This is a genomic window from Sphingomonas larreae, assembly GCF_051400595.1.
In the GTDB taxonomy this organism is placed as follows: domain Bacteria; phylum Pseudomonadota; class Alphaproteobacteria; order Sphingomonadales; family Sphingomonadaceae; genus Sphingomonas.
In genome coordinates this window covers 652,048-668,558 of sequence record NZ_JBLFFI010000001.1, presented here as the reverse complement: position 1 = coordinate 668,558, position 16,511 = coordinate 652,048, and the positions used below count along the sequence as shown (strand labels likewise).

Sequence of the window (16,511 nt, the reverse complement as noted above, 5' to 3'; positions counted from 1 at the left end):
GATGATCCGTTCACTCCTGCTGCTCGGCGCCGCGCTCGCGGCACCCGTCGCCGCCGCCGGCCCGCTCGAGGTCACCTCGCGCGTGCTCGTCGAGAGCAAGCAGCTCGCCGCGGATGGCACCACCCGCATCGCGCTGGTGCCGGCCAAGCGCGCCGTGCCCGGCGACCGCGTCGTCTTCGTGCTCGCGTATCGCAACACCGGCGCGCAGCCGCTCAGCAACATCGTGTTCGACAATCCCGTGCCGCAGGGCGTTGCCTATCGTGCGCCACTGGCGGGCAGCCCGGCGCCCGACCTGTCGGTGGACGGCCGACGCTATGGCGCGCTCGAGCAGCTGACGTTGGCCGCGAACGGTGCCACTCGCGCCGCCGCAGCCGACGATGTCACCCATGTCCGCTGGCGGCTCGCGCGTCCGCTGGCGCCCGGCGCGCGTGGCGAGTTCGCGTTCCAGGCCGCGCTCAAGTGACCTCCAGCATCATCACCGATCGTAACAGGAAGGACGTGACATGTTCGTGAGAAGGGCCGTCGCCGTGCTGCTGGCGGGTACCGCCGGTACGGGGATCGGCGGGGTGGCGCACGCCCAGGCACCTACCTCGGCCGCGCAGCTGACCACCGCGGGGACGCGCATCGATAATACCGCATCGGTGACCTACTCGGTCAACGGCACCAGCCAGTCGACCACCTCGACGACCGCGTCGTTCGTGGTGGACAAAAAGGTGAACTTCACCGTGGTCACCGCGCAGACTGGGCCGACCCAAGTGAACCTCAATGATCAGAACGCGGTGACGACCTTTCGCGTCACCAACCTGACCAACGACGTGCAGGACTTCCTGCTCGATCCCGACCAGCAGAGCATCTCGCTCGGGCTGTTCCCCGGCAGCGACAATTTCGATCTGACCAGCCTGCGCGCCTACGTCGATTCGAACGGCAACGGCCGCTACGACGCCGGCGTCGACACGCAGACCTGGGTCGACGAGCTGGCGCCCGACGCTTCGGTGACCGTGTTCATCGTCGGCAACGTGCCGGGGCAGGCCGGTGCGCAATATGCTTATGACTCGCTCCACGTGATCGCAGCGGCGGGCGGTCAGGCGGGGGCGCAGGGCAGCGCGCTGGTCGCCACCGACCTCAACCTCAACGGCGCGGACGGCACTGTCGACATCGTGTTCGCCGATGACGACAGCGACGGCGCGTTGCTCGGCGACGCTGGCCGCAACGGGCAGGGGCGCGCCTACTCTGGCTATTTCGTCGCAGTGAACAATGTGGCGCTGACCGTCGCCAAGTCGGCGCGCGTGCTGGCGGACGGGCTCGGCTCGGCCGTGCCCAAGGCGATCCCGGGTGCCACCGTGGAATATTGCCTGCGCGTGAGCAATGCGACCATCACCACCGGCGCCAACGGCGTGACGCTGAGCGACGTGATCCCGGCGAACACCACCTACGTGCCGGGCTCGATTTCGATCGGCACGCCGGGCACGCTCGGGGTCGCGTGTGTCGTCAACGGGTCGAGCGAGGATGACGACGCCGACGATGCCACGGAGACGGACGGCCTCTCCGCCTCGTTCGACAGCGTCGCCAAGAAGGTGATCGCCAATGTCGGCACGGTGAGCGGCGGCGGCTCGGTCGCGGCCTCGTTCAAGGTGACGATCAACTAGCGCAATCCTCGATCCGCTCCTGCCGTGCTCCCGCTCCGGCGGGAGCGCGCGCCCGACTGCATCCCCTGGCACGTGTCACGCGCCGGGCAGGGACTCTTCATGCCCAAGCCGCCGATCCTGGCTGTACCCGCTGCGCTGCGCTCGTTCGCGGCGGCGATGCTGTGCGCGCTGGCGCTCGCACCGGCGGCGAGCGGGCAGGTGGCGCGCGTCAGCAACACCGCGCAGCTCTCGTTCGGTGCGCCCGATGCGCGCGCGACGATCGGCTCGAACACCGTCGAGCTTGACGTCGATCGCATCAAGCGGCCGTCGTCGCTCAGCTTCCGCCTGCTGCCGGTCGGCTATCGGCTCAGCGGCATGCACTGCGAAACCGGATCTGACACGCCGCTCATCCCGGCGCCGATTGATGCCGTCGATCTGGCACGCGCCGCGCCGCTGCGCACCATCGACACCAAGCAGCCGATGATCATCGTGCTGGACGCCGCGTCGGACAACCACGATCCCGCGGCACGCGAGACCGACTGGATCGACGTGAGCACCGCGGGCCGCACCGTCAAGCTGCCGCTGCTCGAGACCGGGCCGAACACGGGCGTGTTCGCCGGCGGCGTGCCCGGCGGCGGCACCGCGCCCGAACTGGCCGGCTGCGATCCCTCGCGCGAACGCGGCGGCTATCTGCGCATGTCCTACGCCGGCAACACCTTGAGCTTGCCCGCGGCGGCGTCGCTGCTGGTCGATCCCGCCGGTTACGTGTTCGATTCGGTCACGGGTGCGCTGGTTGACGGCGCCGAGGTGAGCCTGCTCGACGGTGACGGCAACCTGGCGCAGGTGTTCGGCGATGATGGCGTCAGCGGCTATCCCGCGACCGTCATCAGCGGTGCCTCGGTGCGCGACGCGAGCGGGCGCCTGTATCAGTTCGGCACCGGCAACTACCGCTTCCCCCTGGTCGCGCCAGGAAGCTATTATCTGAGGATCGTTCCGCCCGGCAATTATGTCGCCCCCTCGACGCGGAGCCGGGCCGAGCTGGCGACGCTGCTGGACCCCGCCGGCAAGGCTTACCTGATCAACGAGGCGTCGTTCGGCGCCGCCTTCACGATCGCCTCGGCCGATCCCTTCTTCTCGGACATCCCGCTCGACCGTGTCGGCGATACCGTGCTGCTGCTGAGCAAGACCGCCTCCACCCGCGAGGCGTCTCCAGGCGACCCGGTGCAGTATCGCGTCACCATCACCAACCGCGGCGAGCGCGCGGCGCGTGCGGTGAGCATCACCGACCTGCTGCCGCGCGGCCTGCGCTATCAGCGCGGTTCGACCCGCGGCGTCGTCGAGCCGGTCCTCGCGCCCGACGGTCGGCAACTCCACTTCGACGTGCCCGAGATCGCCGCGCACGCCACCGCGGAGCTGCGCTACACCGTGGTGATCGCGCCGGGGGCCACGCCGGGCGAGACGGTCAACCGCGTGCTCGCCAGCGCCAGCGCGGGCGTGACCGGCAATGAGGCCGCGGCGGCGGTGCGGATCCGCCCGCTGCTGTTTTCGGACGGCTTCACGCTCATCGGCCGCGTCACCGAGGGCGATTGCCGCGACCCCGTCGCCCAGCGCCGCGGCGTGTCGGGTATCCGGCTGCTGTTGGAGGACGGCACCTATGTCGTCACCGACAAGGACGGCCTGTACCATGTCGAGGGCGTGCGCCCCGGGCGGCACATCGTCGCGCTCGACCGCGCCTCGGTGCCCGCGAGCCATGCGCCCGTCGCGTGCGACGCGGACACGCGCCAGGCGGGCAGCGCGGTCTCGCGCTTTGTCGAGAGCGAGGGCGGTCTGATCAAGCGCGTCGATTTCCAGCTGCGTCCGACCGGGGCAGCCGCCGCGGCCGCCGCCGCGTTGCCGGTGCCGGTACTCGTCGATGCCGTCGCGGCCGGCGCTGGCCGTGACTGGTTCGCCGGCGAGGCGCCGGGCGTCGCGTTCCTCTTCCCGGCCCCCGATCACAATCCGCGCGCACCCGCAGTCCGCGTGGTGGTCAAGCATCGCCCCGGCCAGCGCATCGCGCTGACCATCAACGGCGAGGCGAGCGACCCGCTTGCGTTCGACGGCACCGACTCCAGCCCCGATGGCACGATCGCGGTGGCGCGCTGGTCGGGCGTGCCGGTGGTGCCCGGCGACAACCGCTTGGTCGCGCGCGTGCTCGACGCCGGCGGCGCGACTGTGGAGACGCTCACCCGCGTCGTCCATGTCGCTGGTGCGCCCGCGCAGGTGGTGGCGGCGGCCGAGAAGAGCCGTCTGGTGGCGGACGGACTGACCCGCCCGCTGCTCGCGCTCCGCGCCACCGACGCGCAGGGGCGCCCGGTGCGCGCGGGCACGTTGCTGACGGTGCGGGTCGACGCGCCTTATGCGGTCGCCGAGGAGGTTGCGATCGCGCAGGAGCGTCGCCAGGTCGCCGACGGTGGGGCGCACACCGCACAGGTGGTGGGTGACGAGGGTTACGCCTTCGTCGCGCTCGAGCCGACGATGCAGAGCGGGGCGGTGCGCGCGCACGTCGAGCTCGCCGACCGCGACACGCGCCGCACCGTGGACCTCACCGGCTGGCTGGCGGCGCCCGCGCGCGGCTGGACCGTGGTCGGTTTCGGCGCCGGCACGATCGGCTATGACTTGCTGCGCCGCCACGCCGGCACGCTGCCTCCGGGCGTGCGCGGGGGCGCGGTGCGCGACGGCCAGCTCGCGCTCTACGCCAAGGGGCGGATCAAGGGATCGTGGCTGGCGACGATCGCCTACGACAGCGACCGTCAGCGCGACCGCTCGCGCGGGCTGCTCGGCACGATCGACCCCGATCGCTTTTACACCGTCTATGGCGACGGCACGCGCCAGGGCTATGACGCGGCGACGGATCGCAAGCTGTACCTGCGGCTGGAGCGCCGCGCGTTCTACGCCTTGTTCGGCGACTATGAGACCGGCCTGACCGCCACCAAGCTGGGGCGGTACAGCCGCACGCTCAACGGGCTCAAGACCGCGTACGACGGCGAGCGTCTGCTGTTCAGCGCCTTTACCGCGCACACCGACGAGCGCTATGCGCGCGACGAGATCGCCGGCAACGGCCTGAGCGGCCCCTATCGCCTCGCCGCCCGCGATATCGTGCCGAACAGCGACAAGCTCCGCATCGAGGTGCGCGACCGGTTCCGTCCCGAGCGGATCGTCGCCACCACGCAGATGACCCGCCATATCGATTATGACATTGACGTCGCCGCAGGCACGATCCGCTTCCGCGAGCCGGTGCTGACGCGCGATCCCGCGCTTAACCCCGTATATATCGTAGTCGACTACGAGACCTATGGCACCGGTCGCAAGAAGGTGGCGGGCGGCCGCGGCGCGGTACGTCTGGCGCGGGGCGCGGTCGAACTGGGCGCCTCCGCGCTCCATGACGAGACGACCGCGACAGCCGATCTGGTTGCGGTCGATCTCAAGGCGCATGCGGGCGCGGCGACCGAGCTGCGCGCCGAGGCGGCGAGCGGCGGACGCGGCGGTCTCGGTGTCGGGCGGGCGTGGCTCGCCGAGGCGGAGCACCACGGCGCACGCGGTGACCTGCTCGTCTACGCGCGCCAGCAGGATCGTGGCTTCGGCGTCTCGCAGCAGAACGTCGTCGAGGCGGGCGCGCGCCGCGTCGGGCTTGACAGTCGCGCACAGCTCACCGGCGCGCTCGCGCTCACCGCAACCGGTTGGTACCAGCAGCAGCTCGACGGCCCCGGACGGCGCACCGCGCTTGACACTCGGCTGGAGTGGCGGCGCGAGCGCGGGACGCTGTTCGCGGGCGCGCAGCTCGCGTCAGATCAAGGCATCGACGGCGGCCAACGCGACTCGCGGCTGCTCACGCTCGGCGGCACGCAGGCGGCGCTCGACGGGCGGCTGACGCTCACCGGGCAGACGCAGGTGGCGCCCGGCGGCGACAAGGCGAGCGCCGCTTTCCCGGCCCGCCACCAGCTCAGCGCGGCTTATCGCGTCGCGCCGACGGTGCGGCTGATCGGCGGCTATGAGGTGGCCCAGGGTGCGAGCTACACCGCGCAGACCGCGCGGCTCGGGTTCGACGTCGCGCCATGGACCGGCGGCAAGCTGATGAGCACGCTCAACCAGCAGGCGGTTGGGGGCGAGAACGCGCAGCGCGTGTTCGCGCAATATGGCCTGAGCCAGTCGCTGCCGCTCGGTCGCCGCTGGATCGTCGACGCGACGCTGGACGCGAGCAGCACCTTGCGCGGCGCCATCGCGGACGGCGCCGCTGTCGCTGCCTTCCAGTCGACCACTTCGGGCGTGACGGCGCAAGGCGATGGCGGGGGCGACTATGCCGCGATGACGCTCGGCGCGAGCTATCGCGCGCAGCGATGGTCGTGGAACGGTCGCGCGGAATATCGTACGGGCGGGCGCGGCGACCGGTTTGGGCTGACCAGCAACATGCTGCGCTCGCTCGGCGAGGGGCGGACGCTCGCGGCAGGGGTACGCTGGTACAGCGTCGAGCAATCCTCCGCCGCGCGTGCTTCCTCGCTCGCGGCGGACGCGGCGCTGGCATGGCGCCCACTCGACAGCCGCTGGTCGGTGCTCGAGCGATTCCAGCTGCGGCGTGACCGGGCGGACGCGGGCGTGACCGACCGCAACGTGCTCGGCATTGACGCCGGCGCTGACGCTTTTCACGCGACGCTGCGCGCGATCAACAACGTCGCGCTGAACTATCGCAGCGGCGCGGAAGGGGAGGGGCATGGCGTCGAGCTGACGCTGTACCACGGCCTGAGATGGGTGCGCGGCAGCTTCGGCGCGGACGATTACACCGGCGTCACCGAGGTCGTCGGTGTCGAGCTGCGGCGCGATCTCGGGCGCCGCTTCGACCTCGGCGTGCAGGGCTCGGTGCAGCACGGCGTCACCAGCCACACGCTGGCGTTCAGCGCGGGCCCGAGCGTCGGCGTGTCACCGGGGCGCGACCTGTGGCTGAGCGCCGGGTTCAACGTGAGCGGCTATCGCGACCGCGACTTCGGGCAGGACTGCTACACCCGGCGCGGCCCTTTTCTCACGCTGCGCCTGAAGTTTGATCGCGACAGCATGGGCGCGCTGCTGGGTCGCGCGCGGTAAGGAGGGACGCGGCGCGGCTTGCGCGCGCGCCGACGCCGCCGCATCATCGCGCGACAGGGGAGAGCGTGTGATGCGAGCGTTGATGACCGCGGTGTGTGTCGCAGCCGCGGCGTGGAGTCCGGCCGCCGGGATCGCGACAGACGCGGTGGCGCCGCCGTTCGCGGTCACGGTCGAGGTGGATGCCGCGCGTGACGTCGGCGCCGTGACGGACGAGTGGCGCTTCTTCGGTGCCGACGAGCCCAATTATGCGACGATGAAGGACGGACGCACCACGCTGGCGACGCTGGGCGCGCTCGCGCCCGACCGCGTTTATTTCCGCACCCATAACCTGCTCACCTCGGGCGACGGCACGCCCGCGCTCAAATGGGGCTCCACCGGCGTGTATCGCGAGGACGCGCAGGGCCGCCCGATCTACGACTGGACGATCGTCGACCGCATCTTCGACACCTATCGCGCGCGCGGGGTGAAGCCGTATGTCGAGCTTGGTTTCATGCCCGAGGCGCTGTCGACGCGCCCGCAGCCGTATCAGCACGATTGGCGCCCGGGCAGCGGCACGCTGCGGACCGGCTGGGCCTATCCGCCGCGCGATTACGCGCGCTGGGAGGAGCTGATCCACCAATGGGTGCGCCATTGCGTCGAGCGCTACGGCCGCGCCGAGGTGGCGAGCTGGTATTTCGAGACGTGGAACGAGGCCAACTTGCCGCAATATTATTGGGGCGGCACGCGCGAAGAGTTCTTCCGGCTCCATGATGCGGCAGTGCGCGGTGTTCGCCGCGCACTGCCCGAGGCGCGCGTGGGCGGCCCCGACAGCGCCGGAGCGGGGGACGATTTCCTCAGCGCCTTCATGGCGCATGCGCGCGCCGCGGGGACGCCGACCGACTTCCTCTCGTTCCATGCCAAGGGCCAGCCCAGCGTGATCGAGGACGGTGCCGGCCGCCACGTCCGCATGGGGCTCAGCACGCACCTGCACGCGGCCGATCATGAGTTCGCCGCGATTGCGGCCGATCCGATGTTCCGTACCAAGCCGATCGTCATCGGCGAGTCCGATCCCGAGGGCTGCGCCGCCTGCCAGGGGCCGGCCAACGCCTATCGCAACGGCACGATGTACGCGAGCTACACCGCGGCCTCGTTCCCCCGGCTGCGTGCGCTGGCCGAGCGGCGCCAGCTCAAGCTTGAGGGCATCCTGAGCTGGGCGTTCGAGTTCGAGGACCAGCCGCCCTTCGCCGGCTTTCGCCAGCTCACCTCGGCCGGGATCGACCTGCCGGTGATGAACGTGTTCAAGCTGTTCGCCAAGATGAGCGGCCGCTACGTGCGCGCCGCCTCGGACCACCAGGTGGCGCTCGACGCGGCGCTGGCGGACGGGGTGCGCGCATCGCCCGATGTTGGCACGGTCGCCAGCCGCGACGGTGATCGCGTTGCGGTGCTGGTCTGGCATTATCACGACGACGACGTGGCGGGCCCGGAGGCGGCGGTGCGGGTGCGGCTGCGCGGGCTGCCGCGTGCGTTCGCCCGCGGCGCGACGCTGGCGCACTATCGCGTCGATGCGACTCATGCGAACAGCTTCGCCGCGTGGCAGGCGATGGGGTCACCGATCGCGCCGAGCGACGCGCAGCGCGCCGCGCTGCTGAAGGCGGCGGCGCTGGCGCCGGATGAGGCCGCACCCACTCGGGTTGCGGTGGCGCGCGGCGGGGCGGAGGTGGCGTTCCGGTTGCCGCGTCAGGGGGTCACGCTGCTGGTGCTGACGCCGGCGGGGACGCCCCGGTAGCGGGTCTTGCGGGTCTGAACTGCCACCGTGTGCTTGCAGACGCGGGAGCGGAGGCGAGACCAACACCGCCGCCTGCCATGCAGGGCGCTCACATGCGCTCATCGCCGTCATTCCGCTGGTTTTCAGGATTCACCGTCCCGCACTCTCGGCGCGTGCGGCGCATGCGGGCCGGTGGATCCTTAGACAAGCGCAGGATGACGGCGGTGGGTTGGGCGGTCGGCGCGCAGGCCGGACCACGGGCACTCACGCCGTCAGCGGGTGAGGCCGGGTTGCGCCCTTTGGAGGAGCCCCGCCCCGCACCAGCGCGTCAGCCGCGCTCGGGCAGCTCGCGGATCCAGATGTTGCGGAAGCTGATCGGCGCGCTTGGGTCGCCGTGGTCCTGCAGCTTGATTGGCGCCTTGCCATGCGCCTTGTAGCTGGGCTTGCCGATGTAGACGGTCCCGCCGCGCACCTCGGTATGGTCCTGCACCAGCACGCCGTTGTAATAAGCGGTGACGTACGCCGGGCGCGTGACCGCGCCGTCCGCGCCGAAGCGCGGCGCGTCCCAGGTCACGTCGATCGTCTGCCACTCGCCCGGACGACGCGCCGGGTTCGCGAGCGGCGCCGTCTGCTTGTAGACCGCGCCGAGCTGGCCGTTGACGTAGGTCGGGTTGTTGTAGCTGTCCATTATCTGCAGCTCGTAGCCGTCGTCGCCCGGGCCGGTGGAGGCGAGGAACAGCCCGCTGTTGCCGCGCGCCTGCCCCTCACCGGTGATGCCCGCGGGAATGCGATATTCGAGGTGGAGCTGGTAACTGCCGAACGACTGTTTGGTCTGGATGTTGCCGGTGCCCTTCTTCACCGTCACCGCACCGTCCGCGACGGTCCAGCCGGCGGCGCCGCCGGTCTTCACCGCGCTCCAGCGATCGAGGTTCGTGCCGTCAAACAGCACGATCGCGTCGGCGGGCGCGGCCCAGGCGGCGAACGCGCCCGGCGCCACCACGGGTACCGCGGGCGACCATTGCTCGGTCGCCTTGGGATCACCCTGCTGGCCCTGCGCCATCACCGCGGACGAGGCGAGCGACAGCCCGACGCCCAGCACGATACCCTTCATAGCTCGCATCCTCTTCGATACTCCCGATCACAATGCGGTTCGCATCCATGACGCTGGTAACGCGTCCGCACGCAACCTCCTAGCCTCGCCGCGGCGAACCGACGTGCCGGGCGCGCGATTGAGCCAGATCAGCGCCATTCCCCGCCGCCGAAACGAGCCGTCGAACGTTCCCACTCTCGCCGAGGAGAGCCATCATGACCGATCGTCAAGCCGCCGAGCAACGAGTCAGGGCATTGCATGCGGAGGAAGAGCTGGAAAAAGCGCTCGCTCGCGACCTGCCGCCCGGCGACGAGCAGGACCGGCACTGGATGCGTGGCGAGCGCTTGTCCGACGAAGCATGGTCGATCGAGGAGCAGCATGATCTCGAGCCGACGCCTAGCGGGCTGTGGCCGGCGTGACCTTGCCGACGAGATCCCGATCGCGCCACTCGAGGTGACACGCGCGGCCGGGCTGTACGGCCTATAGTAAGGTTGGTGGGCTTGCCGGAGGCGGCGTGACGCGCCACCTTCGGCTCGCTGCGCGGCTTGCCAGTCGCGCCGGCGGGCTTGTACCGCTGCCGCCATCAACCGCGCCGTCGCCGCGGACGTACAGGGATCACTATCTTGGCTCGACCGCTCCGCCTGCTGCTCGCCACGCTGCTGTTCGGCACCAGCGGCGTCACCCACGCCCAGTCCGACAAGACGGACAAGACCGTCACCAAGGTGGAGAGCAAGAAGGAGGACGATGGCGTCAAGCTGCCGCCGCTGCCTGGCGACAAGACGATCAGCCAGAGTGCGCGGATCGGCGGGCGCACGATCAGCTACAAGGCAAGCGTCGGCACGATCGCGGTGCGCGACGAGAGCGGCAAGGAGATCGGCCAGATCGTCTACACCGCTTATGTCGTGCCCGGCCGCGATCCGTCACGTCCGGTGACCTTCGCGTTCAACGGCGGGCCCGGCGCGGCGTCGGTCTATCTTAACATGGGCGCGGTCGGCCCCAAGCGCGTCCAGTTCGGCGCGCAGGGCGACGCTCCCTCGGACGCGCCGATCGCACGCGACAATCCCAACAGCTGGCTCGATTTCACCGATCTGGTCTTCATCGATCCGATCGGCACCGGCTTCAGCCGTAGCCTGGTCGACGCCGACGCGACCAAGAAGGCGTTCTACGCCAACGACCCGGACATTCGTTACCTGTCGAAGGTGGTGTACGACTGGCTCGTCAAGGAAGAGCGGCTGCGCTCGCCCAAATATGTCATGGGCGAAAGCTACGGCGGCTATCGCGCGCCGCGGATCGCCTATGAGCTGCAATCGCAGATCGGGGTCGGGATCAACGGGCTGATCATGGTCTCGCCCTATCTCGATCCGGCCTCGGGCGACGACGCCACTGCGCTCTCGCCGCTGCCGTGGATGATCGCGCTGCCCTCGATGTCGGCGGCCAACCTCGAGCGCCAGGGCAAGCTGACTCCCGCCGCGATGGCGGAAGTGGAAGCCTATACCCGCGGCGATTTCGCGCGCGACCTGCTGCGCGGTCGCTCAGACCCCGAGGCGACCGGGCGCGTCGTCGGGCGGGTGACACAGCTCACCGGGCTCGAACCCGCGCTGGTGCAGAAGCTCGGCGGGCGCGTCGACACCGGAACCTATCTGCGCGAGATCCACCGTGGCGAGGGGACGATCGGCAGCGTCTACGATTCGAACGTCACCGCGTTTGATCCCTTCCCCTGGTCATCGCAGCAGCGCTCGAACGATCCGATCCTTGATGCGCTGATCGCGCCAACCACCAGCGCGATGGTCGATTTCGTCACGCGCGAAATCGGCTGGAAGACGGACGCGCGCTATAACGCGCTATCGTACAAGGTGAACGAGGCGTGGGACCGCGGCAAGCCGGCGGACACGCCGGTGACCGACCTGCGCAAGGCGATCGCCAACGATCCCAAGATGAAGGTGATGATCGTGCACGGCTGGGACGATCTGTCCTGCCCCTATTTCGCGTCGCGGCTGATCGTCGACCAGATGCCCGCGTTCGGCGCGGCGGAGCGTGTCCAGCTGCGCGTCTATCCGGGCGGACACATGTTCTACTCGCGGGGCGACAGCGGTGCGGCGTTCAAGGCCGATGCTGAGCGGCTATACGGCGCCGGGTGAGCGGACTGGCGGTCACGTCACGGCGCTTGGTTCGATCGGCGCCGTTCCCGTGCTCCCGCGCACGCGGGAGCCTAGCGGCCGCGAACGTTTCGATCGATTGTTCTGCTTGGCCCTGGGTTCCCGCGTGCGCGGGAACGCGGTGACTTGGCAGTAGCGATCGACGCAATGGCGCATCGGTCCCGTAGACCTTACCCGCGCAGCGCTTCGACCCGGCCCATCTCCTCGGGCGGGATCAGCCCCTCGAGCACCGCCCAGAAGCCCGTCACCGCACCCTGGCCCGCGCGCGAATAAGCGGCGGAGAGCTTCTCCCGCAGCGAATCGTACAGCTCGCTCTCCAGCGCGCTGCCCGCCGGCGTAAGCCGCAGCAGCCGCTGGCGGCGGTCGCGTTCGCCCGGACGGGTGTCCACCAGCCCGCGCTCGATCAGCTCGTTGAGCACGCGCCCGAGCGACTGTTTGGTGATCGCCAGCAGCGCGAGCAGGTCGCTTACCGGCATGTCGGGCTTGCGCGCGATGAAATACAGCGCGCGGTGGTGCGCGCGACCGAGACCCTGTTTGGCGAGCCCGCGATCGATCGACCGCGTGATGTGGCTGTTGCCGAAATAGAGCAACTCGATCCCGCGGCGGATCTCGGTCTCGCGGAGGAAGAGCGGCGAGGCGGAATGGGTTGGGGCAGCCATGTTGACCGGCTTTGCCATCGGCCCTAGGCCACCGCAACCCGGCAATGCGATTGTCTGTCGCGGCGCCCGCCAACGACCATCCTGCCGATCGGGAGCTGATTTCCGTGAATTTCGCGTTCGAGCCGCATCCCTCGCCCGTCTCCGCCAACGAGCGCGCCGCGCGACTGGTCGATCCGGGGTTCGGTCGCGTCTTCACCGATCACATGGCGATCCTGCATTATTCGGAAGGGCGCGGCTGGCACGACGGGCGCATCGGCGAGCGTGTCGCGCTGACGATGGACCCGGCCTCGTCGGTGCTCCACTATGCGCAGGAGATCTTCGAGGGGCTGAAGGCCTATCGGCTCGAGGACGGCGGACTTGCGCTGTTCCGCCCCGAGGCCAATGCGCGCCGGTTCAACGCCTCGGCGCGGCGCATGGCGATGCCCGAGCTGCCCGAGGAGCTGTTCCTCGAATCGTGCGAGCGGCTGGTGCTTACCGAGCGCGAGTGGATGCCCTCGGTCGAGGGCGGCTCGCTCTACCTACGGCCGTTCATGATCGCCTCCGAGGCGTTCCTGGGCGTGAAACCCTCGGCCGAATATCTCTACATGGTGCTGGCCTCCTCGGTCGGTGCCTATTGGAAGGGCGGAGCGCGCGCGGTGTCGCTGTGGGTCAGCCACGAGTATACGCGCGCCGCGCCGGGCGGCACCGGCGCCGCCAAGTGCGGCGGCAATTACGCCACCAGCCTGGTCGCGCAGCAGGAGGCGATCCGCCGCGGCTTCGATCAGGTGGTGTTCCTCGACGCCGCCGAGCGGCGCTGGATCGAGGAGCTGGGCGGCATGAACATCTTCTTCGTCTTCGAGGATGGCTCGCTGCAGACCCCGCCGCTGACCGGCACGATTCTGCCCGGCATCACGCGCGATTCGATCCTCCGCCTCGCGCGCGACGAGGGGCTGGTGGTGCGCGAGGAGCCCTATGCGCTCGACCAGTGGCGCGCCGACGCGGCGAGCGGGCGGCTGGTGGAGAGCTTCGCCTGCGGCACCGCCGCGGTGGTGACCCCGATCGGTCGCGCTGCCGGGCCGGACTATGAGTTCACGATCGGCAGCGGCGCTACCGGCCAGCTGACCGCGCGCTTCCTCGACCGGCTGAGCGCGGTCCAGCGCGGACGCGCGCCCGATCCGCACGGCTGGCTGCGACGTATCGGTTGAGTCTTGCGCCGCGCGCGGCTAAGCGCGCGAGCCTGTTGGGGCGTCGCCAAGCGGTAAGGCACCGGTTTTTGGTACCGGCATTCGCAGGTTCGAATCCTGCCGCCCCAGCCAGCAGCGCATCATTGCTCCGGAATTCGTCGCCTTCAGTGACGTCAGCTGTATGGAACGCGAGTCAGCAGCGCTCACGTCGCGGCAGGGCCGACATGCGTCTATGTAAGGTGGCGAGGCCTCGGATCGCTCCGAAGCCTCGCATTCTCCAACAGCGGTTCAGCGCGGCGTCGCTGCGGTGCCGGTGGGCGGCAGGGGCAGGGCTGCGCTCCCGTCGGGTGCCGGCACGCCCCCCGCGGCCGGCGGAGGCGGCGGCGCTCCCGCACCGGGCGGGGGCGGCGGTGCACCCGCGCCCGGCGGCGGCGGGGGAGGCGCTCCGGCACCCGGCGGCGGCGGCGGAGCCCCGGCACCCGGGACGGGCGGCGCGCCCGGGCCGCGCGGCGGCGGCGGCGGGCCGACCTCGCGCGCGCCCGCGCTGTCGACCAGGAAGCGCGCGCGCAACTGCCCTTCGTCGTAGCGGCCCTGCACCAGCACGGGCGCGCCCGCGCGCGGCGCCGAGTCGCGCCCGGCGTCCACCAGCGCGCGCCCGGTCGCATCCTCGACGACGAAGCGATCGCCGTACACTGCGGCGACGCGGCCGCGCACCGTGACGACGCCGCTCGACTGCGGCAGCTTGGCGACCGCGGTCGGCACGGTCGGCGCCATCTCGACCGCGGGGCGGGTCAGCGCCATCGCGCCGGCGCCACCCGCGGCGCCGAGCGCCAGCAGCGCCGCGCCCGCCAGAGCGAGGCGGCGTGGGGCGGTGACATGGGGTAGAAGGGTCATCGATCAGCTCCTCTGCTTGCGATGCACCGGCTCTACGCCCGGCCCTCGTCACCCGCGCTGAACCGGGCGGTTCAGTTTCGGTTTAAGCGCGGTGTATAGCCGCCTCTCATGCGTATCCTGCTTGTCGAGGATGACCGCGACCTCGGTCCCCGTATCGCGCGCGCATTGCGCGACGAACGCTGCGCGGTCGATCTCGTCAGCGACGGCATCGACGCCGCGCATCTCGGCGAGACCGAGCAATATGACGCCGCGGTGCTCGATCTCGGTCTGCCCGGGCAGGACGGAGTCGCGGTGCTGCGCGCGTGGCGCGCCGCCGGGCGCGACCTGCCCGTGCTGGTGCTCACCGCACGCGACGGCTGGTCCGACAAGGTGGCGGGCTTCAAGGCGGGTGCCGACGACTATCTCGTCAAACCGTTCCGCGTCGAGGAGCTGGTGATGCGGCTGCGCGCACTGGTGCGCCGCGCCGCCGGCCATGCCCAGCCATTGCTGCGCGCCGGCCCGTTGTCGTTCGACGCGCCGACCGGCACGTTCGAGCTCGACGGGCTGCCGCTCAAGCTCACTGCGCTCGAGTGGCGCGTGCTGTCGCAGCTGATGCTCCGCAAGGGCGCGGTCATCGAGCGGCTCGACCTGCTCGAGCGCGTCTACGAGGGCGACGCCGACACCGACTCGAACAGTCTCGAGGTGATCGTCGGCCGGTTGCGCAAGAAGATTGGTGCGGCGTTGATCGAAACGGTGCGCGGGCGCGGGTACCGGCTGGTGGGCGAGTGAGCGGCGCACGCGCACCGCGCTCGATCCAGGCGCGCATGCTGCTGGTGGCCGCGCTGGCAACGGGCGCGGCGCTCGTGCTCGCGGGCGCGGCGATCGCGGTGCTGCTCGGGCGGTTCGTGGTCGAGGGGCTCGACCGCCGGCTCGATGCCGAGGTGACGCTGCTCGCCAGCACGGTCGATGCCGACGGTCGCGTCGACCGGGCGCGGCTCGCGCGCGTGCGCGGCGCTTTGGAGGCGGGGCCGGACTGGCGCTGGCGGGTCACGGGGCCGGACGGCCGCGTCGGGACGGCGGACTTCCCGCCGCTCGATCCGCCGCCGCCGGCCGGGCCGGTCGGACCCGGCGGAGTGCGGCCGCGCGAGGGGCAGGGGGCGGTGCACGCGCGCGAGCTGGTGATCGCCTCTCGCCGCGGGCCGGTGACGCTCACCGCCGCGGCGCCGCGCGCGGTGGTGCGCCGTCCGATCGAGGGGGCGCTCGCGCCGCTGCTCGCCGCGCTCGCTGCGGTGGCGGCGCTGCTCACCGCCGCGCTGCTGGTGCAGCTGCGCGTCGGGCTCGCGCCGGTGCGTCGCCTGCGCGATCAGGTCGCCGCGATCCGCGCCGGGCAGCGCGCACGGGTAGACGAGGATCAGCCGGCCGAGCTGCTGCCGCTGGCGGCCGAGCTCAACGCGCTCGCCGCGGACAACGAGGCCGCGCTCGCCGCGGCGCGCGGTGCCGCCGCCAACCTGGCGCATGCGCTCAAGACGCCGGTCGCCGCGCTCGCGCTCGACCTGCGCGACCGGCCCGATCAGGCGGCGCAGGTCGATCGGCTGGACCGCACCATCCGGCACCATCTCGCGCGCGCCCGCGCCGCCGCGATCGACCATCGCGCCGCGACGCCGCTGCATCCCGCACTGACGGACCTCGCGGTTGCGGTCGGCGCATTGCACCGGGCGAAGCGGATCGCGCTGGACGTGGTGGACGATCTGGTCGTCGCGGTCGACCCGCAGGACCTGGACGAGCTGCTCGGCAATCTGCTCGACAACGCGGCGCGCCATGCCACCGCGCTGGTCACCGTGCGCGCGCGTCGCGACGGGCGCTGGCTGCGGGTCGAGGTGATGGACGACGGCCCGGGCATCGCGCCGGAGGCGCGCGCGCTGGTGGCACGTCCCGGCACGCGGCTCGACGAGCGCGGCGACGGCCATGGCTTCGGGCTCGCGATCGCGTCCGAGCTGGCGGCGCTGTACGGCGGCACGCTGACGCTCGACGCGGCGGCGAGCGGCGGGCTTTGCGTCAGACTGACCTTGCCGGCGGCGTGATCGTCGCT

12 protein-coding genes and 1 tRNA gene are annotated in these 16,511 nt (G+C 71.0%); 10 read left to right on the top strand and 3 right to left on the bottom strand.

Translation table 11 applies throughout. The features are described 5' to 3' along the window. Position 1: 1 nt before the first annotated feature. The 4 genes from ACMGDM_RS02865 (at position 2) to ACMGDM_RS02850 (ending at position 8,502) form a co-directional block, all read left to right on the top strand. Positions 2 to 463, top strand: coding sequence for a hypothetical protein (locus tag ACMGDM_RS02865; RefSeq protein WP_436802625.1), 462 nt, complete (start codon positions 2 to 4; stop codon positions 461 to 463). Between the two features lie 40 nt (positions 464 to 503). Continuing rightward, complete coding sequence (locus tag ACMGDM_RS02860; protein ID WP_436802624.1) at positions 504 to 1,646, top strand: hypothetical protein; 1,143 nt, start codon at positions 504 to 506, stop codon at positions 1,644 to 1,646. 99 nt (positions 1,647 to 1,745) lie between these two features. Continuing rightward, a complete protein-coding gene (locus ACMGDM_RS02855; RefSeq protein WP_436802623.1) occupies positions 1,746 to 6,737 on the top strand; it encodes a hypothetical protein in 4,992 nt (1,663 codons plus the stop codon). Positions 6,738 to 6,807: 70 nt separating this feature from the next. Continuing rightward, positions 6,808 to 8,502 carry a GH39 family glycosyl hydrolase gene (locus ACMGDM_RS02850; protein ID WP_436802622.1) on the top strand — a complete coding sequence of 565 codons (1,695 nt, stop codon included), beginning with the start codon at positions 6,808 to 6,810 and terminating at the stop codon, positions 8,500 to 8,502. Positions 8,503 to 8,809: 307 nt separating this feature from the next. Here the strand turns inward: ACMGDM_RS02850 and ACMGDM_RS02845 are convergent, their stop codons facing one another. Then, positions 8,810 to 9,592 carry a 3-keto-disaccharide hydrolase gene (locus tag ACMGDM_RS02845; protein WP_436802621.1) on the bottom strand — a complete coding sequence of 261 codons (783 nt, stop codon included), beginning with the start codon at positions 9,590 to 9,592 and terminating at the stop codon, positions 8,810 to 8,812. Between the two features lie 194 nt (positions 9,593 to 9,786). Here ACMGDM_RS02845 and ACMGDM_RS02840 point away from each other — a divergent pair, with 194 nt between their 5' ends. Both ACMGDM_RS02840 and ACMGDM_RS02835 read left to right on the top strand, forming a co-directional pair. Then, a complete protein-coding gene (locus ACMGDM_RS02840; RefSeq protein ID WP_436802620.1) occupies positions 9,787 to 9,990 on the top strand; it encodes a hypothetical protein in 204 nt (67 codons plus the stop codon). A gap of 204 nt (positions 9,991 to 10,194) precedes the next feature. Further along, positions 10,195 to 11,709 carry a S10 family peptidase gene (locus ACMGDM_RS02835; RefSeq protein WP_436802619.1) on the top strand — a complete coding sequence of 505 codons (1,515 nt, stop codon included), beginning with the start codon at positions 10,195 to 10,197 and terminating at the stop codon, positions 11,707 to 11,709. Between the two features lie 188 nt (positions 11,710 to 11,897). Here the strand turns inward: ACMGDM_RS02835 and ACMGDM_RS02830 are convergent, their stop codons facing one another. Continuing rightward, a complete protein-coding gene (locus ACMGDM_RS02830) occupies positions 11,898 to 12,404 on the bottom strand; it encodes a MarR family transcriptional regulator (RefSeq protein WP_436802618.1) in 507 nt (168 codons plus the stop codon). A gap of 26 nt (positions 12,405 to 12,430) precedes the next feature. Between ACMGDM_RS02830 and ACMGDM_RS02825 the strand changes: the two genes are divergently transcribed. Further along, positions 12,431 to 13,570: a branched-chain amino acid aminotransferase gene (locus tag ACMGDM_RS02825; protein WP_436802617.1), complete on the top strand. Its 1,140-nt coding sequence runs from the start codon at positions 12,431 to 12,433 to the stop codon at positions 13,568 to 13,570. A gap of 36 nt (positions 13,571 to 13,606) precedes the next feature. Next, a tRNA-Gln gene (locus tag ACMGDM_RS02820) sits at positions 13,607 to 13,681 on the top strand. Positions 13,682 to 13,837: 156 nt separating this feature from the next. On the opposite strand, the gene ACMGDM_RS02815 is transcribed toward ACMGDM_RS02820, so the two are convergent. Beyond that, complete coding sequence (locus ACMGDM_RS02815) at positions 13,838 to 14,443, bottom strand: hypothetical protein (RefSeq protein ID WP_436802616.1); 606 nt, start codon at positions 14,441 to 14,443, stop codon at positions 13,838 to 13,840. Positions 14,444 to 14,551: 108 nt separating this feature from the next. On the opposite strand from ACMGDM_RS02815, the gene ACMGDM_RS02810 reads away from it, so the two are divergent. Continuing rightward, positions 14,552 to 15,211: a response regulator gene (locus ACMGDM_RS02810; RefSeq protein ID WP_436802615.1), complete on the top strand. Its 660-nt coding sequence runs from the start codon at positions 14,552 to 14,554 to the stop codon at positions 15,209 to 15,211. After that, a complete protein-coding gene (locus tag ACMGDM_RS02805) occupies positions 15,208 to 16,503 on the top strand; it encodes an ATP-binding protein (protein WP_436802614.1) in 1,296 nt (431 codons plus the stop codon). Before ACMGDM_RS02810 ends, ACMGDM_RS02805 begins: the two co-directional genes overlap by 4 nt. Positions 16,504 to 16,511: the final 8 nt, after the last annotated feature.

Excerpts from the sequence above, each read along its gene's own strand:
- ACMGDM_RS02865 (WP_436802625.1), top strand. The coding sequence starts at position 2 with ATGATCCGTTCACTCCTGCTGCTCGGCGCCGCGCTCGCGGCACCCGTC.
- ACMGDM_RS02860 (WP_436802624.1), top strand. The coding sequence starts at position 504 with ATGTTCGTGAGAAGGGCCGTCGCCGTGCTGCTGGCGGGTACCGCCGGT.
- ACMGDM_RS02855 (WP_436802623.1), top strand. The coding sequence starts at position 1,746 with ATGCCCAAGCCGCCGATCCTGGCTGTACCCGCTGCGCTGCGCTCGTTC.
- ACMGDM_RS02850 (WP_436802622.1), top strand. The coding sequence starts at position 6,808 with ATGCGAGCGTTGATGACCGCGGTGTGTGTCGCAGCCGCGGCGTGGAGT.
- ACMGDM_RS02845 (WP_436802621.1), bottom strand. The coding sequence starts at position 9,592 with ATGAAGGGTATCGTGCTGGGCGTCGGGCTGTCGCTCGCCTCGTCCGCG.
- ACMGDM_RS02840 (WP_436802620.1), top strand. The coding sequence starts at position 9,787 with ATGACCGATCGTCAAGCCGCCGAGCAACGAGTCAGGGCATTGCATGCG.
- ACMGDM_RS02830 (WP_436802618.1), bottom strand. The coding sequence starts at position 12,404 with ATGGCAAAGCCGGTCAACATGGCTGCCCCAACCCATTCCGCCTCGCCG.
- ACMGDM_RS02825 (WP_436802617.1), top strand. The coding sequence starts at position 12,431 with ATGCGATTGTCTGTCGCGGCGCCCGCCAACGACCATCCTGCCGATCGG.
- ACMGDM_RS02815 (WP_436802616.1), bottom strand. The coding sequence starts at position 14,443 with ATGACCCTTCTACCCCATGTCACCGCCCCACGCCGCCTCGCTCTGGCG.
- ACMGDM_RS02810 (WP_436802615.1), top strand. The coding sequence starts at position 14,552 with ATGCGTATCCTGCTTGTCGAGGATGACCGCGACCTCGGTCCCCGTATC.